General features: G+C 65.6%; 21 protein-coding genes and 1 pseudogene. 12 read left to right on the top strand and 10 right to left on the bottom strand.

What is annotated here, in order from left to right; genetic code table 11:
* On the bottom strand, positions 1-704 hold a 704-nt coding region (locus H926_RS0102135; RefSeq protein WP_043607470.1), incomplete at its 3' end, for an outer membrane protein.
* Between the two features lie 415 nt (positions 705-1,119).
* On the opposite strand from H926_RS0102135, the gene H926_RS0102130 reads away from it, so the two are divergent.
* Complete coding sequence (locus H926_RS0102130; protein ID WP_028657464.1) at positions 1,120-1,761, top strand: YqaA family protein; 642 nt, start codon at positions 1,120-1,122, stop codon at positions 1,759-1,761.
* Between the two features lie 134 nt (positions 1,762-1,895).
* The gene (locus H926_RS0102125; protein ID WP_022674832.1) at positions 1,896-2,192 is read left to right on the top strand and encodes an usg protein; all 297 of its coding nucleotides are present in this window, start codon (positions 1,896-1,898) and stop codon (positions 2,190-2,192) included.
* Between the two features lie 76 nt (positions 2,193-2,268).
* Here the strand turns inward: H926_RS0102125 and H926_RS0102120 are convergent, their stop codons facing one another.
* From H926_RS0102120 to H926_RS0102110, 3 genes are read right to left on the bottom strand one after another with little or no spacing between them, the layout of a single operon-like run.
* A complete protein-coding gene (locus tag H926_RS0102120) occupies positions 2,269-4,011 on the bottom strand; it encodes an alpha/beta hydrolase-fold protein (RefSeq protein ID WP_022674831.1) in 1,743 nt (580 codons plus the stop codon).
* Between the two features lie 58 nt (positions 4,012-4,069).
* A complete protein-coding gene (locus H926_RS0102115; RefSeq protein ID WP_022674830.1) occupies positions 4,070-5,056 on the bottom strand; it encodes a quinoprotein relay system zinc metallohydrolase 1 in 987 nt (328 codons plus the stop codon).
* Positions 5,053-5,829 carry a quinoprotein dehydrogenase-associated SoxYZ-like carrier gene (locus tag H926_RS0102110; protein WP_022674829.1) on the bottom strand — a complete coding sequence of 259 codons (777 nt, stop codon included), beginning with the start codon at positions 5,827-5,829 and terminating at the stop codon, positions 5,053-5,055. Before H926_RS0102110 ends, H926_RS0102115 begins: the two co-directional genes overlap by 4 nt.
* 91 nt (positions 5,830-5,920) lie before the next feature.
* On the opposite strand from H926_RS0102110, the gene H926_RS0102105 reads away from it, so the two are divergent.
* Together H926_RS0102105 and H926_RS0102100 are read left to right on the top strand one after the other, a co-directional pair.
* Positions 5,921-6,499: a rhodanese-like domain-containing protein gene (locus tag H926_RS0102105; RefSeq protein WP_022674828.1), complete on the top strand. Its 579-nt coding sequence runs from the start codon at positions 5,921-5,923 to the stop codon at positions 6,497-6,499.
* A gap of 48 nt (positions 6,500-6,547) precedes the next feature.
* Positions 6,548-6,841 carry an EthD family reductase gene (locus tag H926_RS0102100; RefSeq protein ID WP_022674827.1) on the top strand — a complete coding sequence of 98 codons (294 nt, stop codon included), beginning with the start codon at positions 6,548-6,550 and terminating at the stop codon, positions 6,839-6,841.
* A gap of 53 nt (positions 6,842-6,894) precedes the next feature.
* On the opposite strand, the gene H926_RS0102095 is transcribed toward H926_RS0102100, so the two are convergent.
* The 5 genes from H926_RS0102095 to H926_RS0102075 form a co-directional block, all read right to left on the bottom strand.
* Positions 6,895-8,682, bottom strand: a complete 1,788-nt coding sequence (locus H926_RS0102095) for an amidohydrolase (RefSeq protein ID WP_022674826.1) — start codon at positions 8,680-8,682, stop codon at positions 6,895-6,897.
* A 124-nt stretch (positions 8,683-8,806) separates the two neighbouring features.
* Positions 8,807-9,619, bottom strand: a complete 813-nt coding sequence (locus H926_RS0102090; protein WP_022674825.1) for an SGNH/GDSL hydrolase family protein — start codon at positions 9,617-9,619, stop codon at positions 8,807-8,809.
* The gene (locus H926_RS0102085) at positions 9,619-10,818 is read right to left on the bottom strand and encodes an aminotransferase class I/II-fold pyridoxal phosphate-dependent enzyme (RefSeq protein ID WP_022674824.1); all 1,200 of its coding nucleotides are present in this window, start codon (positions 10,816-10,818) and stop codon (positions 9,619-9,621) included. Before H926_RS0102085 ends, H926_RS0102090 begins: the two co-directional genes overlap by 1 nt.
* Before the next feature lie 8 nt (positions 10,819-10,826).
* Positions 10,827-11,066, bottom strand: coding sequence for an acyl carrier protein (locus H926_RS0102080; protein WP_022674823.1), 240 nt, complete (start codon positions 11,064-11,066; stop codon positions 10,827-10,829).
* 160 nt (positions 11,067-11,226) lie between these two features.
* Entirely contained in the window at positions 11,227-11,589 is a 363-nt protein-coding gene (locus H926_RS0102075) for a response regulator (protein ID WP_022674822.1), read from the bottom strand.
* A 66-nt stretch (positions 11,590-11,655) separates the two neighbouring features.
* On the opposite strand from H926_RS0102075, the gene H926_RS25180 reads away from it, so the two are divergent.
* From H926_RS25180 to H926_RS0102050, 5 genes are read left to right on the top strand one after another with little or no spacing between them, the layout of a single operon-like run.
* Positions 11,656-11,946 (top strand): DUF3572 domain-containing protein, encoded by a 291-nt coding sequence (locus tag H926_RS25180; protein ID WP_051146224.1) that lies wholly within the window; start codon positions 11,656-11,658, stop codon positions 11,944-11,946.
* Positions 11,943-12,569 carry a hypothetical protein gene (locus H926_RS0102065; RefSeq protein ID WP_022674820.1) on the top strand — a complete coding sequence of 209 codons (627 nt, stop codon included), beginning with the start codon at positions 11,943-11,945 and terminating at the stop codon, positions 12,567-12,569. Before H926_RS25180 ends, H926_RS0102065 begins: the two co-directional genes overlap by 4 nt.
* A 32-nt stretch (positions 12,570-12,601) precedes the next feature.
* The gene (locus H926_RS0102060; protein WP_022674819.1) at positions 12,602-13,069 is read left to right on the top strand and encodes a RidA family protein; all 468 of its coding nucleotides are present in this window, start codon (positions 12,602-12,604) and stop codon (positions 13,067-13,069) included.
* Positions 13,041-13,847, top strand: coding sequence for a glycerophosphodiester phosphodiesterase family protein (locus tag H926_RS0102055; protein WP_051146223.1), 807 nt, complete (start codon positions 13,041-13,043; stop codon positions 13,845-13,847). Before H926_RS0102060 ends, H926_RS0102055 begins: the two co-directional genes overlap by 29 nt.
* Before the next feature lie 13 nt (positions 13,848-13,860).
* Positions 13,861-14,991 carry a GNAT family N-acetyltransferase gene (locus H926_RS0102050; protein ID WP_028657458.1) on the top strand — a complete coding sequence of 377 codons (1,131 nt, stop codon included), beginning with the start codon at positions 13,861-13,863 and terminating at the stop codon, positions 14,989-14,991.
* Between the two features lie 25 nt (positions 14,992-15,016).
* Here the strand turns inward: H926_RS0102050 and H926_RS0102045 are convergent, their stop codons facing one another.
* Positions 15,017-15,367 carry a hypothetical protein gene (locus H926_RS0102045; RefSeq protein WP_022674816.1) on the bottom strand — a complete coding sequence of 117 codons (351 nt, stop codon included), beginning with the start codon at positions 15,365-15,367 and terminating at the stop codon, positions 15,017-15,019.
* A gap of 301 nt (positions 15,368-15,668) precedes the next feature.
* Here H926_RS0102045 and dksA point away from each other — a divergent pair, with 301 nt between their 5' ends.
* The 3 genes and pseudogenes from dksA to H926_RS25175 all read left to right on the top strand — a co-directional run.
* Positions 15,669-16,127, top strand: coding sequence for an RNA polymerase-binding protein DksA (gene dksA / locus H926_RS0102040; protein WP_022674815.1), 459 nt, complete (start codon positions 15,669-15,671; stop codon positions 16,125-16,127).
* 282 nt (positions 16,128-16,409) lie between these two features.
* Entirely contained in the window at positions 16,410-16,778 is a 369-nt protein-coding gene (locus H926_RS0102035) for a PilZ domain-containing protein (protein ID WP_022674814.1), read from the top strand.
* Between the two features lie 93 nt (positions 16,779-16,871).
* Positions 16,872-17,154 (top strand): annotated as a pseudogene (locus H926_RS25175) (ABC transporter substrate-binding protein); the annotation flags it as partial.

The following is a 17,154-nucleotide window of genomic DNA, read 5'->3' as shown; positions in this document are numbered from 1 at the left end:
GGCGGCGGCGGGGGCGGGGGCGGCGGGGGAGCCTGCTCTTCGCCACCGAAGTTGTAGGTCAGCGTGCCCAGGATCGAGTGCGAGCGCAGACGCGTCGAGAAGTTGGCGCCGGCATAAGCACCCGAGGTGCCAACCAGGTTCACGTCCTGAACGTTGAAGAAGCGGTACTTCAGACCCACGTCGACATGCTTGCTGAGCGGCGCGCGAACGCCGGCCAGGACCTGCCAAGCGAACTTGGTCTTCGAGTCGTCGAGCAAACCGTCGGGCGTGGCGACATAGTACTTCGCCTTGGCAACGCCGGCACCACCGCCGATGAAGCCCTGCAGGCCATCGTCGGGACCGAAGTCGAGCAGGCCGTTGACCATGAAGCTCAGCGCGCTGGTGCTGCCGCCGATCTGGCCGTTGTCGCGCGAGTACACAGCGCCGGTGACGTTGTTACGCACGTTGCTGTTGCGAGCACGACGGTAGCTGGCTTCGGTTTCGAGGCGGAAGCCGCCGAAATCGTAACCTACCACGCCACCGAAGTCGTAGCCGGTCTTGGAGCTGACGGTGGCGGCATTGGCCGTACCGTTCACATTGTGGTCGGCGTCTTCCAGCAGCATGACGCCGCCATCACCTTCCACATACCAGCTCTTGCTCTTGGCAAGCGCGGGCGTCGCCATTGCGCTTGATGCCAAGGCCAGGCCCAGGATCAGTTTCCGCATTACGTTTCCCCTTTTTTGCGAGATCATGCCACGTCGTGGCGGTTGTCTACCGGTTCTGTTATGTTCATGCAAGCGGACACACGCGTGAACTGTTGCCTAAAAGCCACTGTATCAGTTGCCCTTGCAGCAATTTCCCGGTTGAAACCACCCTCATGTGCCCCCTCCAATGCGGAAGCCCGAAGCCGGTTCCCGATCGACCATCAAAAAAATTTGAGATGAGGCGAATTTTCATTGCGATGGCCGGTGCAAATTGATGCAACCAGTACGGCGAACCGGGTGCCAATCTGGCTTGCCCAGGCTTGCCGCTGGCCTTTCAGCGGCCTGCTGCCATGGCTGGCGCAATCTTGTGCACTGCACTAGGTACGTGTGGCTCATAGGGCGCGGTGGCGCCATGGACCGGGGAAACGACAAGACCATGCTGCGCCGCCTCTACGAATGGACCATGGCCAAGGCCGCCCATCGCCATGCGTCATGGTGGCTGTTCCTGTTCGCGTTCATGGAAGCGAGCTTCTTCCCGATCCCGCCGCACCCCCTGCTCGGCCTGATGTGCCTGGCGCAGCCGCGCAAGGCCGTGCGCTATGCCGCGTTTGCCACGGCCGGCTCTGTCATTGGCGGGTTGCTTGGCTATGCCATCGGGCATTTCCTCTACGATAGCGTGGGCACACAACTGCTTGCGCTGCTTCATCTGACGCAAAGCTTCCCCAAGGCGGCCTGCTATCTGCGCGAGTATGGCGTGGAGATCATCGTGCTCAAGGGCGCGACGCCGATCCCGTTCAAGCTCCTGACGATCACCGCCGGGTTCATTGGCATGCCGCTGCTGCCCTTCTTCCTGGCCAGCGTGGTGTCGCGCTCGATCAGCTTCATGATCGTGGGCGTGCTGTTCCGCCTGTTCGGGGCGCCGATCAAGCGCTTCATCGACAAGTACCTCGGCCTGGTCACGGCGGGCTTTGTCGTGCTGGTCGTGGCCGGCTTCGCAGCTGCAACCTTGCTGGGCGGCGGCGGCGCCAAGAATGCGGCGATGGAGCGCTGCGAAAAGGCCATTCTCACCCAGCCGTAAACGCCGCAGCGGTTAAGCCCCCGTCTTGACTGCGGCGCACGACGTGCCAAGTTCACCGTGTTGGATCTTCAGGCTGTCACGGGGCCTGACCGCGTTGCGGCTGGCCGGGCCCCTTGCTTTGGCGGAGGGAAGGCATGGCACGTGGTGGAGCGAATACTGGGCAAATTGACAGTGGTTTCTTGGGGCAACTTGCCGGCTATGGCCTGACCACGATCGAGGTGCATTATTACATGCCCGATCACCCCGCGCTGCTCCAGATGTTTGCCTTTCAGCAGTATGATCTTGCGCCACGCTTTCCGCGCCTAGGCGGCTTTCTCGATCATTGGCGGCGCGAAATCGATGCCGCGCTTCATTCCATCCGCATTGCCCACCGGCACCTGATCGGCCCGCAGGAATACCGCGCGGTCAACGGCGTGATCACGATCAACTGATCGAGCCGGGCTGATCGAGCCGGGCTGATCCAACAGGACGGGCGCTGGCTGATGCATCGCGCCGGTCCGGTGTGGTTCAATAGCGCCAGCTCTTGAGGTCGGCACCGGCCGGTGCGGTTTCCTCGATCCGCTTGAGAATCTGGGGCAGATAGAACGTGTGATAGCGCAGGCGCGAGATGGCGTTGGGATTGGTGTGGTCACCGCTCCAGCAATGCTCGGCCCGATCGCCATAATCGACCACGCCGCGATAGGGCGGATCGCTCTTCTTGAGGAAATCGTCCATCAGGTAGACGGCGTTGTTGAGGAAGAAATTGTCCATCGTGCCGACATAGATGTGCAGCTTGCCCTGCAGCTTGGGTGCCAGGGTCGGCCAGTCGCGCTCCAGGATATGGCGCAGGTCATAGTTGTCGCGCCAATAGGCGGCCACCTTGGGATCGATCACGCCGGTGCGCTTGTCCCACAAGCGCTGCGGATAGCCGTCGGCCGCCATGGGCGAGAACACCGCTTCCCAGATATCCCACTGTCCGCCCGAGCGGTTCTTGTCGCCCAGCACCAGTTCCAGGCGGTTTTCCATCTCCATGGTGTAAGGCACATGATCGAGCCAGTCGCGCTTGCCGGGGTGCTCCACTCGCCCGAACGGCCCTTCATAGGCATAGGCGTTCTTGTCGGCATAGATGTCGGTCAGCATGAACTGGCGGAAATCGATCGGATCGGGGCAGGCGGCGAAGGCGCCGTTGTAGTCATCCGGGTACTTGATCTGCACGCCCAGCGATTCCCACCCGCCGGTCGACCCGCCATAGAGAAACCGCGCCCAGCCCTGGCCAAGGCCGCGGAACCTCTTCTCGATCGCCGGCACCAGTTCGTGGGTGATGGCATCGCCATAGGGCCCAAGGTTGGCCGAATTGACCGCATAGGAATCATCGTAATACGGGTTGGAATGGTCGATCTCCACCGCCAGGAAGCGGGGGAAGGCATCGCCGATCCACTGCTTGTAGAACGCATAGGCCTCTTCCTGCTCGGTGCGGTTGTAGCAGGGCAGGTTGAAGCGTTCGCTGCGTTCGCATTTCAGGTTGGGATCGGGTGGCGTGGTGCGAAAGCCGCCGAAATCGGCCGGGAAGTGGCCATGGAAGATCATCAGCGGAAAGTGCGCCTCGGGATGCTTGTCGAAATCGCGCGGCACCAGGACGTGCGCGGTCAGATAGATGTCGCGGCCCCAGAACTTTGACAGCAGCGCACTGCGCATCTTGAAATGGCGCACAAAGGGCGTGTCAGCCGGTGGGGTGATCGGCGGATTCACGTTGTCGAGCGTCAACGCGATCGTGCCCAGCCTGGCCGGATCGAAATCGACCGTCTGCGGCGTGCTGAACAGGTTGCCCGGCTCTGCCCGCCAATTCTGCCCGGCGCCGCGCGGCGCGGGCAGCTTCACCGTCTTGCCATTGCCCAGATGATAGGTGTCATAGCGGTGCAGCACGGCCTGCACGGTATAGCGCCCGGCTGGCACGCTTTTGAGATCGAGCGTGGGAAAACCCAGCACCCCACTGCCCACCGTGGTGCTGTCACCGGGCTTGAGGCCATCGACCGTCACGCCGAAGACCTGCGCGGAATCATAGTCGGCCTTGACCTGTTCGCGCGGCTGCGGATCGGGCTTGGCCGCCAGGATCACCAGCACCCGCCCATCGACCGGCGCATTCTTGGCCGTTGCCGGCAGCGTGACGCGGAAATCCTCGGCCTGGGCCGGCACGCTGGCGAGGCCAAGCCCGATGCCCAAGCTCAGCCCCAGGGCCTGCGCCAGAAGACGATGACGTGCGATACGTTTCATGATGGTGCCCCCACCGAATTTGGTCAGGGCCGCACTATTCCTGCAAAAACGTCGCTTGTCAGCCGTTTCCGTTGCCACTGCCGGCGTCGATGCGCGGCAAGCGCTGCGCCTCGATGCCGGCATAGAAGTGCGCCACCGATCGCTGCAGTTCATAGCGCGCCAGCTTCACCGCGGCGAAGCGGTCGGGAATTGGCAGCGATCCCGCCTCGGTCATGTCGAGGCCTTGCGCGACCGCCTGGTTCAGCGCCTGCTCCAGCCAATCGAGCCAGTCGCGGGTCTGGGCGATGGCCGCCGTCCCGCTGGGATCGAGCGGGCCATGGCCGGGCACGACTTGGTGATGGGGCAGGGCGGCCAGCGTCGCCAGGCTCTCGCGCCAGGCCGCGAGGTTGGCATCGGGCGTGGCCGGGGCGCGATCGTAAAACACCAGATCACCGGCCAGGATCGTGCCGCTCGCCTCGTCCACCAGCACTAGGTCGCCATCGGAATGCCCCTTGAGCGCCATGGCCTGAAGCTGCCGGCCCGCAATCTCGATTGGCCCGGGAATGACCGTCGCACCGGGCAGGGCCACGGCAGTGCCGCGCATCCAGTCGGCCAGGATGCGGTACATCGCATCGGCAAAGCCATTGCCGTCCCGCTCCAATTCGGTGCGGGTGGCGGGCAGCGCGGCCACGATCGCCGGATCGAACGCCGCCGTGCCCAGGGCATGATCGGGGTGCAGATGGCTGAGGAACACACGCCGCACCGGGCCGTGGCACAGCTTTTCCGCCACCGCCGCCAGCCCTTGGGCATAGCGCAGCGACGGGCCGCAATCGAACAGCACGGCCCCGCCTTGCGGGCAGGCCATGATCACCGCATTGGCGATGGCGCCGCCATTGCCGAACACGATGGCCTCGTCCGCGCCGCGCACCAGCCAGATCCCCGGCCCGATCGGCTGGGGATCATAGGCATAGCGACCGGCAAAGGTTTCCGCTTGGGCCATGCGCGCTGGCAATGCAGCTGGTGCGGCGGCAAGCAGGCCCAGGGCCGCGCGGCGCGATAGCGTCATGGTGCCAGCCTGCCGTCAAACGTGCGACCGTTGCTGTCGGCCATATGGATGCTGACCGGGCCGGCCTGCGTGGGCGGCAAGAGCAGGGTGAATGCCGGGTCTTCCGCTACCGAGCCGTTGATCGTCATCGTGCCCAGCGCCGCGCCATCGGCGCCGCTGACCTGCATCGTTTCGATATTGTAGGCGGCGATATTGTCGACATAGCCGGTATCCATCGGATGGCGCACGCTCACGCGCAGGCGGGTATCGGCGGCCTCGTGCCACAGCTTCCCGCGCATTTCGCCCAGATGCTGCGCCCAATCGCCTTTGACCCGGCTGACCGGCGGGGCCGAGCAGCCACCGCCCGCCGCATCGATCCAGCGCCCGCCCACGTGCCACACGCCATCGGCGGTCAGCACCAGCGCCCGCACCGGCGTGCGCTGGTCCAGCTTGATGCGCAGGCTGACATAGGGAAGCGCGCCCTGGGGCTGGTAGTCGATCGCCACGGGCAAGGGGTTCAGATCCATCAGCACGACGATGCGCTGCACCTTGCCCAGCGCGCGAGCATCGACGGTAACGGGGAAAACATGCTGGTTTTCCGTCACATCGGGCATGGTGACGATTACCGCCGGATCAAACCGCACCGGCGCCTTGCCCAGCAGCCAGGCAGCATGGTTGGCCCACATTGGCGAGGCGAGCGGATCGGCCACTAATCCAGGCGCAGGGGCGGCGGCAACCGGCGCAGCGCTTGCCAGCAAAGCCATGATAGGCACGAGGAGGGCAGGGCGCTTCATACCAAGGCACCATTTGCCTTGATCGGACAGCATTCTACAATTGCACCATAGGCCAAGATCGACGGCCAGCTTGGGCAAGGGATGGGAGAGAATGATCGCAGCACTGCGTCGCATCCCGTGGGCAGGGATGGTGCTGGCCATGACGGCCGCGCCGGTCCTTTCGCCAGCCTGGGCGCAACAGGCTGCGCCGTTCGATGTCCAGGGCTATCGCAACGCGGCGTTTCGGGCGCCGGTCGATCGCGATCCCGCGCCGGCCACGGCGATTTCCCTGACGCAGGCGCGCCGCCTGGCGCCAGGCGCGGCGCTGTTCATCGATGTCTTGCCAGCCGAAGGCGCGCATCGCGATGGCGCCAGCGGCGCCTGGACGCTGGCCACCCCGCATGACACGATCCCCGGCGCCCTGTGGTATCCCGAAACCGGCCGCGCGCCGCCCGATCCGGTATTATGGCAGGCCATGGCCGCACGCGTGGTGCAATTCCGTCAGCAGCATCCGGCTGCGCCGATCGTGCTGTTCTGCCGCGCTGATTGCTGGATGAGCTGGAACGCCGCGCGGCGCCTGGCGCTGGGCGGCGTTGCGGGCGTGCGCTGGCTGGCCGAAGGGATCGAGGGATGGCACGATGCCGGCGGCAACCTGGTGCCGGCAACCCCCGTGCCGGTGCCCGACAAGTGATGCGTTGAAACCAGAACCACAATCAGAACCACCGACAGGAGAAATGCCATGGCCACGTTGATCGTCAGCTATCCCGCGCAAGAAGGCGCGCGGTTCGATGCCGCCTACTATACCGCCACGCATATCCCGCTGGTAGAGCGGCTGTGGACCCCGCACGGCTTTACCGGCGCCGAAGTGCTATTTCCGGCGGGCGACCAGCCGTGGAAAGCGTCGGTCCTGCTGCGCTTTTCCAGCCAGGCGGCGATCGATGCCGCGCTGGCCAGCCCGGATACGCCGCAAGTGCTGGGCGATGTGGCCAATTTCACCGACATCGCCCCGGTGATCTACCGCGCGGCAGATTGAACGAGGGGCAACGCGGGGGCGGTTCACGCCCCCGCGTTGCCCGTTCGAGGTTGTCAGGGGGCGCGATAGACCACTTTGCCGCCCACCATGGTCAGCAGCACCCGGGTTTGCGCAATGGCATCGGGGTTGCCGGCAAAGATATCGCGATCGATCCAGATCAGATCGGCAAACTTGCCGCGTTCCAGGCTGCCCACCTGATGCTCGGCGCGTAGCGACCAGGCCGCGTTGATCGTGGCCGCGCGCACTGCCTGCATCACCGACAGCGGCGGTCCGCCCGATAGCGGCTGGCTGTATTCCGGCCCCGCCGAGGGATCGTTGCGCCGGGTTACCCCCACTTTCAGGGCAAACCATTCGTTCAGCGGATCGACCGGCCAGTCGCTGCCAAAGGTGATGCGCGCGCCGGCCTTGGCCAGCAGGCCCGAAGGCTCCATGAAGGCATAGCGCTTGGGGCCGAGGTAATCCTTGGCGCCGGCCACGGTATCAGCGGCCTTCTTGCCCCATTGCAACGATAGCACCGGGGTGACGCCCAGTGCCTTGTAGCGCGGGAAATCAGTGGGATCGACGATCTCGTCATGGGCGATCGCCGGGCGCACGTCGCGCGTCGGCTGGCTCTTGCGCAGGGCCGCCACGGCGTCGAGCGCGATGCGCACCGCGCCATCGCCATCGGCGTGCATGTGCGGGTCAAAGCCCAGTGCGGTGATGCGCTCCAGCAGTGGCGCCAGCACGGCAGGCGGGAAATAGGGCGCCGGCCCCTTGTTCATGCCGGGCTGCCAATCGGGCTTTTCCGGCGTGCCGTGGTTTTCCAGATAGGGTTGCAGCATCACCCCGGTAAAGGCCGGGGCGGTGATCACCCCATCCATGTAGAGCTTGATCGTGCGCACCATGATCGTGGGCTGCACCTGCGCCGCGCCCTGGTCATCGGCGCGCCGCCATTCGACGATGCGCGCCAGGGCCGGTTCGGGAGACGGGCCTTCCTCGGGCGCGATGTGTGGCGCGAAATGGCCGCGCGCGGTCAATTCCCCGGCCTTGGACAGTACGGAAAAGGCATGGATTGATTCGCGCGGCGCATCGGCATCGAGGAACGTGGTCACGCCCTGCGCTGCCATCGCGGCAAGGGCAGCGCGCGCGGCGACCACATCGTCGGCCGGCGTTGGCGTGGGCACCAGCTTGCGCACGAGGTCTTGCGCGGCGTCTTCCAGCAGGCCGGTGGGCGCGCCCTTGTCATCGTGGTGGATCGCACCGCCAACCGGATCGGGCGTCTTGGCATCGATACCGGCGAGGGCCAGCGCCTTGCTGTTGACCAGGGCAGAATGCCCGAACGAGGAGAACACCGCCACGGGCCGCCGCGTGGGCAGCGCATCGAGCATCGCCTTGGTCATGTCCACGCCCAGCGGCTGCATTTCCTGCTGGAACCAGTGCACCGCGATCAGCCACTTGCCATCGCTGGCCGCGTCACCATCCTTGGCCGCGCAGGCGGAAAGCGCCGCCTGGAATTCCGGCACGGTCAGTCGCTTGTACTGCAGGTCGCAGGCGAGCAGCCCGGCGCCGCCTTCCAGCGGGTGCATGTGTGCATCGATCAGGCCAGGCATGACCACGCCACCCTTGAGGTCGATGGTCTGGGTGGCCGGGCCGGCCATCGCCTTGGCCCCGGCGTCGCTGCCCAGATAGACGATGCGCCCATCCTTGATCGCGATCGCCTGGGCAACACTGCCCTGCGCGTCGATGGTGTGGATCTGGCCGTGCAGCAGCACGGTATCGGCCACCGGCGCTGGCGCGGCTTGGGCGGCGCTGGCCGCCAAGGCCGAACCGGCCAATAGCGAAATCAGGCGAAGGGAATGCATGCGGGCACCTCGCACATCGCGCGGCACCCCCTGTGCCGCCCTATCTGTGATCTAAGCAGATAGGGCGGGGGTAGGACAAGTGTCCAATTTTCGTCCATGCAGGTCTGCCGGAACGGTAGGTGTGTCAGCGCGGCTTTTCTGCCTCGGCCAAGGCGGCGCGGGCGATCGGCTCCATCACGGCATAGCCGGCGGCATTGGGATGGACGCCATCGCTCGACAAGCCGGGCTTCATCGCCCCTTCGGGCGTGGCCATCGCGCTGTAGTAGTCGGCATAGGCCAGGCCGCGGGCACGGGCGAGGTCTTTGAGCCAGGCATTGAGCGCGGCAATCTGTGCGGCTGGCTTCATCTCGCTGCGCCAGTTGAAACCGCCGGCGGGCAGCACGCTGCCCAGCACCACGGCAATGCCATTGGCCTTGGCCAGATCGACCATCGCCAGCACGTTGGCAGCATATTCATCCGGGCTGGTCGGCCCGGTGTTGCCGGCCACGTCGTTGGTGCCGCACATAATGTGCACCACGCGTGGGCGCAGGCGCACGACGTCCTGATAGAACCGCAGCAGGATCTGCGGGCTGGTCTGCCCGGCAATGCCACGATCGACGATGCCGCCGGCAAACATGGCCGGGGCGGTGGTCAGCCACCATTCGGTGATCGAATCGCCGATGAACACCGCGCGCAGCGGTTGCGGCACCTGGCGATCGGCCTTTTGATAGCGGCAGAGGTTGCCCCAGTCATAGCCACCGACCCGGCTGGGCGTGCAGGGCTCGGTCACCATCGCGGTCGGGCCGATCGGCGCCACGGCGACGGTGACGCTGGGCGCCGGGGCGGGCACGGCCGGCTGCCCGGCCTGCGCCGCCAATGCCGGCGACGCCGACAGCATCAGCGCCAGGGCCAGCGCGCCAGCGCCCGCCCCAGCCAGATTGGCAATTGCCCGGCGCATCAGATGATGCCCACCGCCTTGCCGGCGCGTTCGAACATGCCGATGATCGTCTGCACCTGCTCGGCGCTGTGCGCGGCGCAGAGCGAGCAGCGCAGCAAGGTCATCCCCGCTGGCGTTGCCGGCGGGCGCGCCAGGTTCACATAGAGCCCTTCGTGCAGCAGCGCTTCCCACATCATCGCGCCCCGCTCCAGATCGGGCATGATCACCGAGATGATCGCGCTTTGCGGCGTTGCCGTGCCCAGCTTGAAGCCGCGCTGGGTCAGGCCAGCGTGCAGGGTCTTGGAATTTTCCCACAGATGGGCGCGCTTGTCGGCGGCATGCATCAGCTTGCGGATCGAAGTGCTGGCGGTGTGCACCACGCTGGGGGGCAGCGAAGCGGTGAACACGTAAGGACGGCACACCAGGCGCAGGATTTCGAACTTGGGATGGTTCGACACGCAGAAGCCGCCGACGGTGCCGACCGACTTGGAGAACGTGCCGATCACGAAATCGACCTGGTCGAGCACCCCCTGGTCTTCGGCCACGCCGCGCCCGTTGGGGCCGATGAAGCCCATCGAGTGCGCTTCGTCCACCAGCACCATGGCGCCGTGCGCCTTGGCAATGGCGATCATTTCCTTGAGCGGGGCGATATCGCCCAGCATCGAGTAGACGCCTTCGAGCACGACGAGCTTGCCCGCGCCTTCGGGAATGCGCTTGAGGCGCTTTTCCATCGCCTCGATATCGTTGTGCTTGAACGGCACGACCTCGGCATCGCCCATCTTGCAGCCGTCCCAGATCGAGGCGTGGCTGTCGATGTCGAGCACGATGTAATCGCCCTTGCCGGCCATCGTGCTGATGATGCCCAGGTTGGCCTGATAGCCAGTGGAGAACACCATGGCATGGTCCATGCCATAGAAATCCTTGAGCGCGTCTTCCACGGCGCGGTGCCCGGCATAGGTGCCGTTGAGCACGCGGCTGCCGGTGGTGCCCGAACCGAATTCATCGAGCGCCTGCTTGCCGGCAGCGATCACGTCCGGGTCGAACGTCATGCCCATGTAGTTGTAAGTGCCCAGCAGGATCGTCTCGCGCCCGTTGCACACCGCAACGGTGGGCGAGATCACCTTTTCCATCACCAGGTTGAACGGATCGGTGACGCCAGTGGACAGCAGCGCGCGGCGCTGTTCGATCAGGCCGTCGAACTTGGAAAACAGGTCGGTCATGGGGGTGCTTACCCTTGCAGCTTGGTCACGGCGTCGATCAGCTGGCCATAGGTTTCGATCTCGGCCTGCTGATTCATGCTGATGATGATGTCGAACTCGTCCTCGATCGCGGCGACGAAATCCATCACCGTCAGGCTGTCCCACTCCAGGTCGCCGGCAAAGGTGGTGGCATCGGTGATGGCCACGCCCTTCTTGTTGAAGGGCTCGATCAGCTCGGCAATCTTGGCGGCAGTGGCGGGGCGGTCCATCGTCTCTCTAACTCCGTGGGGCAGGGCGGTGCCCCTGCCAGAACATTGCGGCGGAAAAGCGGCCTGTGGCCTGCCCTGTCAAGCCTGAACGGGCGATGAGGCCGATTTCCTGCGCGGTGGCCGTGGGAAAGCGGGGTGACGATGATACACAGGCCGCGATCTAAATCAGTTTCATCACCGCCTGCATGAACGGGCTGATGGACACCGGCTTGGCCAGATAGCCCTCGGCGCCGGCCTCGCGAATGCGTTCCTCGTCGCCCTTGCCGGCATAGGCGGTGACGGCCAGGATCGGGATCTGGCGCAGCACCGGATCGGCCTTGAGCGCCTCGATCAGTTCCAGCCCCGAAACGTTGGGCAGCTGGATATCCATGATCACCAGCCCCGGCACGAACTGGCGTGCACGGTCGAGTGCCTCGCGCCCGTCGGCTACCGGCTCGACGGTAAAGCCATTGGCCACCAGCAGATCGCAGAACAGCTTGCGGTTGAGGTCGTTGTCCTCGACAACCAGAATTCTTTTTGCCACGGAACACCTCTATTGCGCGGTCCAGTACGGCCGCCGCCTGCGCTGCTCTATTGACCTCGAAAGGCTCTGACAATCATCCGCGAACCCTCGTCCCCCGTCCCCGATCCGCAGGATCTGGCGCTGGCCGCGCTCGGCTGGGTGCTGGCCGATGGGCAGCGCGCCGAACGCTTCCTGGCCCTGAGCGGGATGACGCCCGAAACCCTGCGCGCGGGCCTGGGCGATCCGGCCGCGCAGGCCGGGGTGCTGGGCGGGGTGCTCGATTTCCTCATGGCCTATGAGCCCGATCTTGTTGCCGCGGCCGACGCGCTCGATATAAGCCCCCAGGCCTTGGCCGCCGCACGGGAGAAACTGGTATGAGCCGCCCGCTGGTGATCAGCGATTGCGATGAAGTGCTGCTGCACATGGTGGCGCCGTTCCAGGCTTGGCTCAAAGCCAACCACGACATCGATTTCGTGATGGAAAGCAATGATTTCGGTAAGGCCATGCGCTATGTCCATGACGGGCGCGGGGTGGAATCGCGCGAGATCTGGCGCCTGCTCGACCTGTTCTTCAACACGCAGATGCACACGCAGCCGGCCATCGCCGGCGCGGTGGAGGCTGTAGGCGCGCTGGCCGACCGCGCCGACTTCGTGATCCTGACCAATCTGGGCCACAGCTATCGCGACGCCCGCACCGCGCAACTCGAAGGCGTGGGCATCAACGCCCGCGTCTTTACCAACCAGGGGCCGAAAGGGCCGGCGCTCAAGGCCATTCTCGATGAATACAACCCCACCCGCGCGGTGTTCATCGACGATCTGCCCCAGCATCACCATTCCGCCGCGCAATTGACGCCCGAGGTGATCCGCCTGCACTTGTGCGGAGAGCCCTTGCTCGCCCCGCATATCGATTGTGCGCATAAGGCTGGCCACGCCCATGCGCGGATCGATACCTGGGACCATGCGCTGCCCTGGCTGATGGCCCGGCTGGACGAGGCCGCCTGACCGTTTCTTCGCGTTTGCTGGAGTGAGTGAGAATGACTGTTTCGATCGATGCCCGCCTGGCCGAACTGGGCCTGGAACTGCCGCAGGCCGCAGCGCCGGTGGCGGCCTATGTGCCCACCGTGCTGGCGGGCGGGCTGCTGCATGTTTCGGGGCAGTTGCCGTTCATTGACGGCGCGCTGGTGACCGGCCGCCTGGGTGAAGACGTCAGCCTGGAGCAGGGCGCCGCTGCCGCCAAGGCCTGCGCGCTGATGCTGCTGGCTCAGGCCAAGGCTGCCCTGGGCTCGCTCGACCGCATCGAGCAGGTGGTCAAGCTCGGCGCCTTCATCAATTCGACCGGTGATTTCACCGATCAGCCCAAGGTGGCCAACGGCGCTTCGGAACTGATGCAGGCGGTGTTCGGCGATGCTGGGCGCCATGCCCGCAGCGCCGTGGGCGTGCCGGTTCTGCCGTTGGGCGCTGCGGTGGAAATCGATGCTATCTTTGCTGTTCGCGCTCATTGATCGCTTTCTCCTGCCGGCGCGGGCAGCGGCCCGCGCCGGCTGGCTGCGCGAGGCCATCTATGCGCATCGCGGGCTGCATGGCCCGGGTGTGCCGGAAAACTCGCTCGCCGCGGCCGAGGCCGCCATTGCGCGCGGCTTTGGCATCGAATGCGACGTGCAGCGCAGCCGCGATGGGCAGGTCGTGGTATTCCACGACCGCGCGCTCGATCGCTTGACCGGGCAGGCCGGCAACCTGGCCGACCACACCGCCGCAGAACTTGCTGGCATGACCCTGCTGGATGAAACCGGCATGGTGGTGGGCGGTGAAACGATCCTTGGCCTGCGCCAGTTGCTCGACCGCATCGATGGCCGCGTGCCCCTCCTGATCGAAGTGAAATCCGCGCCCACGCAGCGCATCGCGCCGCTGTGCCTCGCGGTGCGCCGCCTGCTTGAAGGCTATCGCGGGCCCGTGGCGGTAATGAGCTTCGATCCGCGCGTTGCCGCCTGGTTTCGCCGCTATTCCCCGCACGTGGTGCATGGCCTGGTAGTGACCGAGGCGGGGCGGCGCACCTTGCTCGCCCGCCTCAAGAGGCATCTTGCGCTGTGGCGCGCGCGTCCCCAATTCCTGGCCTATGACATTGCCGATATTGCCAATCCTGTGGTGCGCCTCGCCCGGCGCCGGGGCGTTCCAGTGCTGACCTGGACCGTGCGCACCCCCGATGATGCCAGCCGGGCGGCAACCTATGCCGATGCGCCGATTGCCGAAGGCCCGGTTCTGCTGGCGGCGCCAGCGGCGTGAGGCGGGCGGCGCCATGACGCTGACCGCACGCGTCGAAGGAGCGGTGGGCAATATCCCGGCGGCGGATTGGGATCGCCTGATCGGGGATGGCAATCCCTTCATGTCACACGCATTCCTCTCCCTCCTTGAGGAATCCGGCTCGGTCGGCGGGCGCAGCGGATGGACGCCGCTGCCGCTGCTGATCGACGACGCCGATGGCCGCCCGGCGGCGGCGCTGCCAGCCTATCTGAAGCAGCACAGCCAGGGCGAATATGTGTTCGATCACGCCTGGGCCGATGCCTGGCAGCGCGCGGGCGGGGACTATTATCCCAAGCTGCAGATCGCCGCGCCGTTCACGCCGGCGACTGGCCCGCGCCTGTTGTGTGCCGGCCGCCCCGATCTGGCGCTCCCCCTGTTGCGCGCGGCCGAGGCGCTGGTGGACCAGAACGGCCTGTCATCGGCCCATGCCACGTTCCTTGCACCCGAACAGGTGCCGCTGTTCGAGGAAGCCGGCTGGCTCTTGCGCTCAGACCTGCAATTCCACTGGGAAAATCGCGGCTATGCCACGTTCGACGATTTTCTTGGCGCGCTGTCTTCGGCCAAGCGCAAGAACCTGCGCAAGGAACGCGCCGCTGCCCAGGCCGGGGTGGAGATCGTGACGCTGACCGGCGCTGCCATCACGGCCGACCACTGGGACGCGTTCTGGGTGTTCTATCAGGACACCGGCGCGCGCAAGTGGGGGCGGCCGTATCTGACCCGCGCCGCGTTCGACCTGATCGGGCAGACCATGGCCGACAAGGTCTTGCTGGTGCTGGCGCTGGAGGATGGCGAGCCGGTCGCCGGCGCGCTCAATTTCATCGGGCGCGATACGCTCTACGGCCGCTATTGGGGCGCCGTGGTGGAAAAGCCGTTCCTGCATTTCGAGCTGTGCTATTATCAGGCGATCGATGCCGCCATCGCCATGGGGCTGCGCCGGGTGGAAGCCGGGGCGCAGGGGCAGCACAAGCTGGCACGCGGCTATGAACCGGTGCAGACATGGTCGGCGCACTATATCGCCGATCGCGGATTTCGCGCCGCGGTGGCCGAATTCCTGGTGCGCGAGCGCGCCGGGATAGAGCAGGGCCAGTTCGAACTGGCCGGGCACACGCCCTATCGCAAGGGCTAGGCGCCGCGATCAGGCAGCCTGAAATTTAGGCGGCGTGGCGGGTTGCGGCGCGCATCCATTCGCGGGCGCGGCGCTGGGCTTCGGCGATATCGCGCGCGCTCATTTCCTCGGCCACATCGGCGCGGGCGCGGGCAGCATCGTCGTGGCCGGCCACGGCCGCGAGGTTGAACCACTTGTGCGCTTCGACCAGATCGCAATCGGCACCATAGCTGCCGGTGGAAAAGGCCACGCCCAGATCGAAAAACGCGTGGCTGTCACCCTGCGCGGCAGCGGCGAGGCAGGCGGCGATCAGGCTGTCGGCGCGGTCGGCTGCGGCATGGCTGGCATGAAGTGGTGCGGATGGCACCAGCGTGATCGGTGATGGCGCGTGCGGCATGGTCCTTGGTTCCCCCTGTGCGAATCTGCCTTTCCCCATCGGGTGGCAGGGCAAGGCTCGCCAATTAAGGTCAACAAACCGTTAAGCATGATTGCGGCCGTGCCCGCGCGTGCGCCGCTTTATCCGCGAAATGTACGATGCCGCTGTTTCACAAAGGTTCAGCTGCAATGTGACATAGCGTTGAGGAAGTGCTTGTGCGCCCTTTCCTGCCTGCCTATAGGCGCGGCAAGCCGGGGGCTGGTCGCGCCGATCGCGGCGCGTTTTGGCCCTGGTGGTCGGAAGGCGCAACACGGAGGGCCGGATGGCTGGGGTTCTGGGTGACGAAATTGACGTGTTGGCAAAGGCCCGCCGGGCCATGCCGGGTGATTACGTTCCGAATGACGACGAACCCTATATGAGCGAGCAGCAGCTCGACTATTTTAGGCGCCTTTTGCTCGAGTGGAAGAAGTCGATCCTGTCGGCCTCGGCCGGCACCCTGTCGGCCCTGCAGGATGGTCCGCTGCGTGAACCCGATCTCAACGATCGCGCATCGAGCGAAACCGACTGGGGCATCGAACTGCGCACCCGCGATCGCCAGCGCAAGCTGATTGCCAAGATCGATTCGGCCATGCGCCGCATTGACGAAGGCGAATATGGTTTCTGCGAAGTGACCGGTGAACCGATCGGCCTGGGGCGTCTGATTGCCCGCCCGATCGCGACGATGACGGTGGAAGCGCAGCAGGCGCACGAGCGTCGCGAAAAGATCTCGCGCGATATGTGATGGCGCCGGCAGGGCCAAGGTGGTCCTGCCCAGCCCATGATGGCCGCACAGGCGCACCATCGGCATTGCGGTAAATACCACCAAGGCCGCTGTCCCCCGATGGCAAGGGGCTTTTTGCCGCTGCGAGCGGGAAATTTAAAGATTTCTTTGCCGTTTTCGTTTATCCCTTTGCACATGGACCGGTGCGAAAGGTGGCAGGTGCGGGCGCAAGCTGCTCGCTGGCAGCCACATAGCGCCGGGCCCATGCCGCTTGGCCCACCTTGTTGGAAACGGAACCTGACGGTGACTGATATCGACCATCGGCAATTGGGGCGTGACAGCCTTTTCCTGATGGCCGACCTGCGCCTAGACGGCCAGGACGGTGAGCATCGCGTGCGCGTGCGCAATCTTTCGGCCGGTGGGATGATGGCCGAAGGCGCGCTGCGCGTGGTGCGGGGCATGCGGCTTGAGGCCAACCTGCGCCATATCGGCTGGGTCGAAGGTGTGGTGGCCTGGGTCCAGGATACCCGCTTTGGCATTGCCTTTGTCGAACAGATCGATCCCAAGCTGGCACGCGAGCCAGTGGCCACGCAGCCGTCTGACGATTACGCGCCGCGCTATGTCCGGCCGCCGCTCGCCCAGCCAGAGGGCAAGCGCTTGCGCAAGCTGTGACGCGTTCGGCTTGGCGCTGCTGCTGAAACACTGAAATCGCCGGCGCCGGCATCTTTGCTGGCCTGCCACGGCTGATCTGCTAGGCAGGTGGGCATGGCTCCCCCGTCTTGCCATCTGCGCCGCGCTGCGGCGGTGCTTTTGCCCGGTGTCGCCCTTATGCTGGCCAGTTGCGGGGGCGATCGGCGCGGCGCCCTGCCGGTGGCCTTGGCGGGTGACGACAGCGCCTTTCAAACCGCCGCGCCGCGTCCCACGCCGGCCGCGCAGGTCTTGCGTGCCGCCACGGTCGAAGGGCTGGTGGGCTTTGACGCGCAAGGCCGCGTGGTGCCCGCCATTGCCGAACGCTGGATCGTGACCGATGACGGGTTGAGCTATATCT

Source organism: Novosphingobium sp. B-7 (assembly GCF_000410615.1).
GTDB classification, from domain to species: Bacteria; Pseudomonadota; Alphaproteobacteria; order Sphingomonadales; family Sphingomonadaceae; genus Novosphingobium; species Novosphingobium capsulatum.
This window is presented reverse-complemented; position numbering and strand designations above follow the sequence as displayed.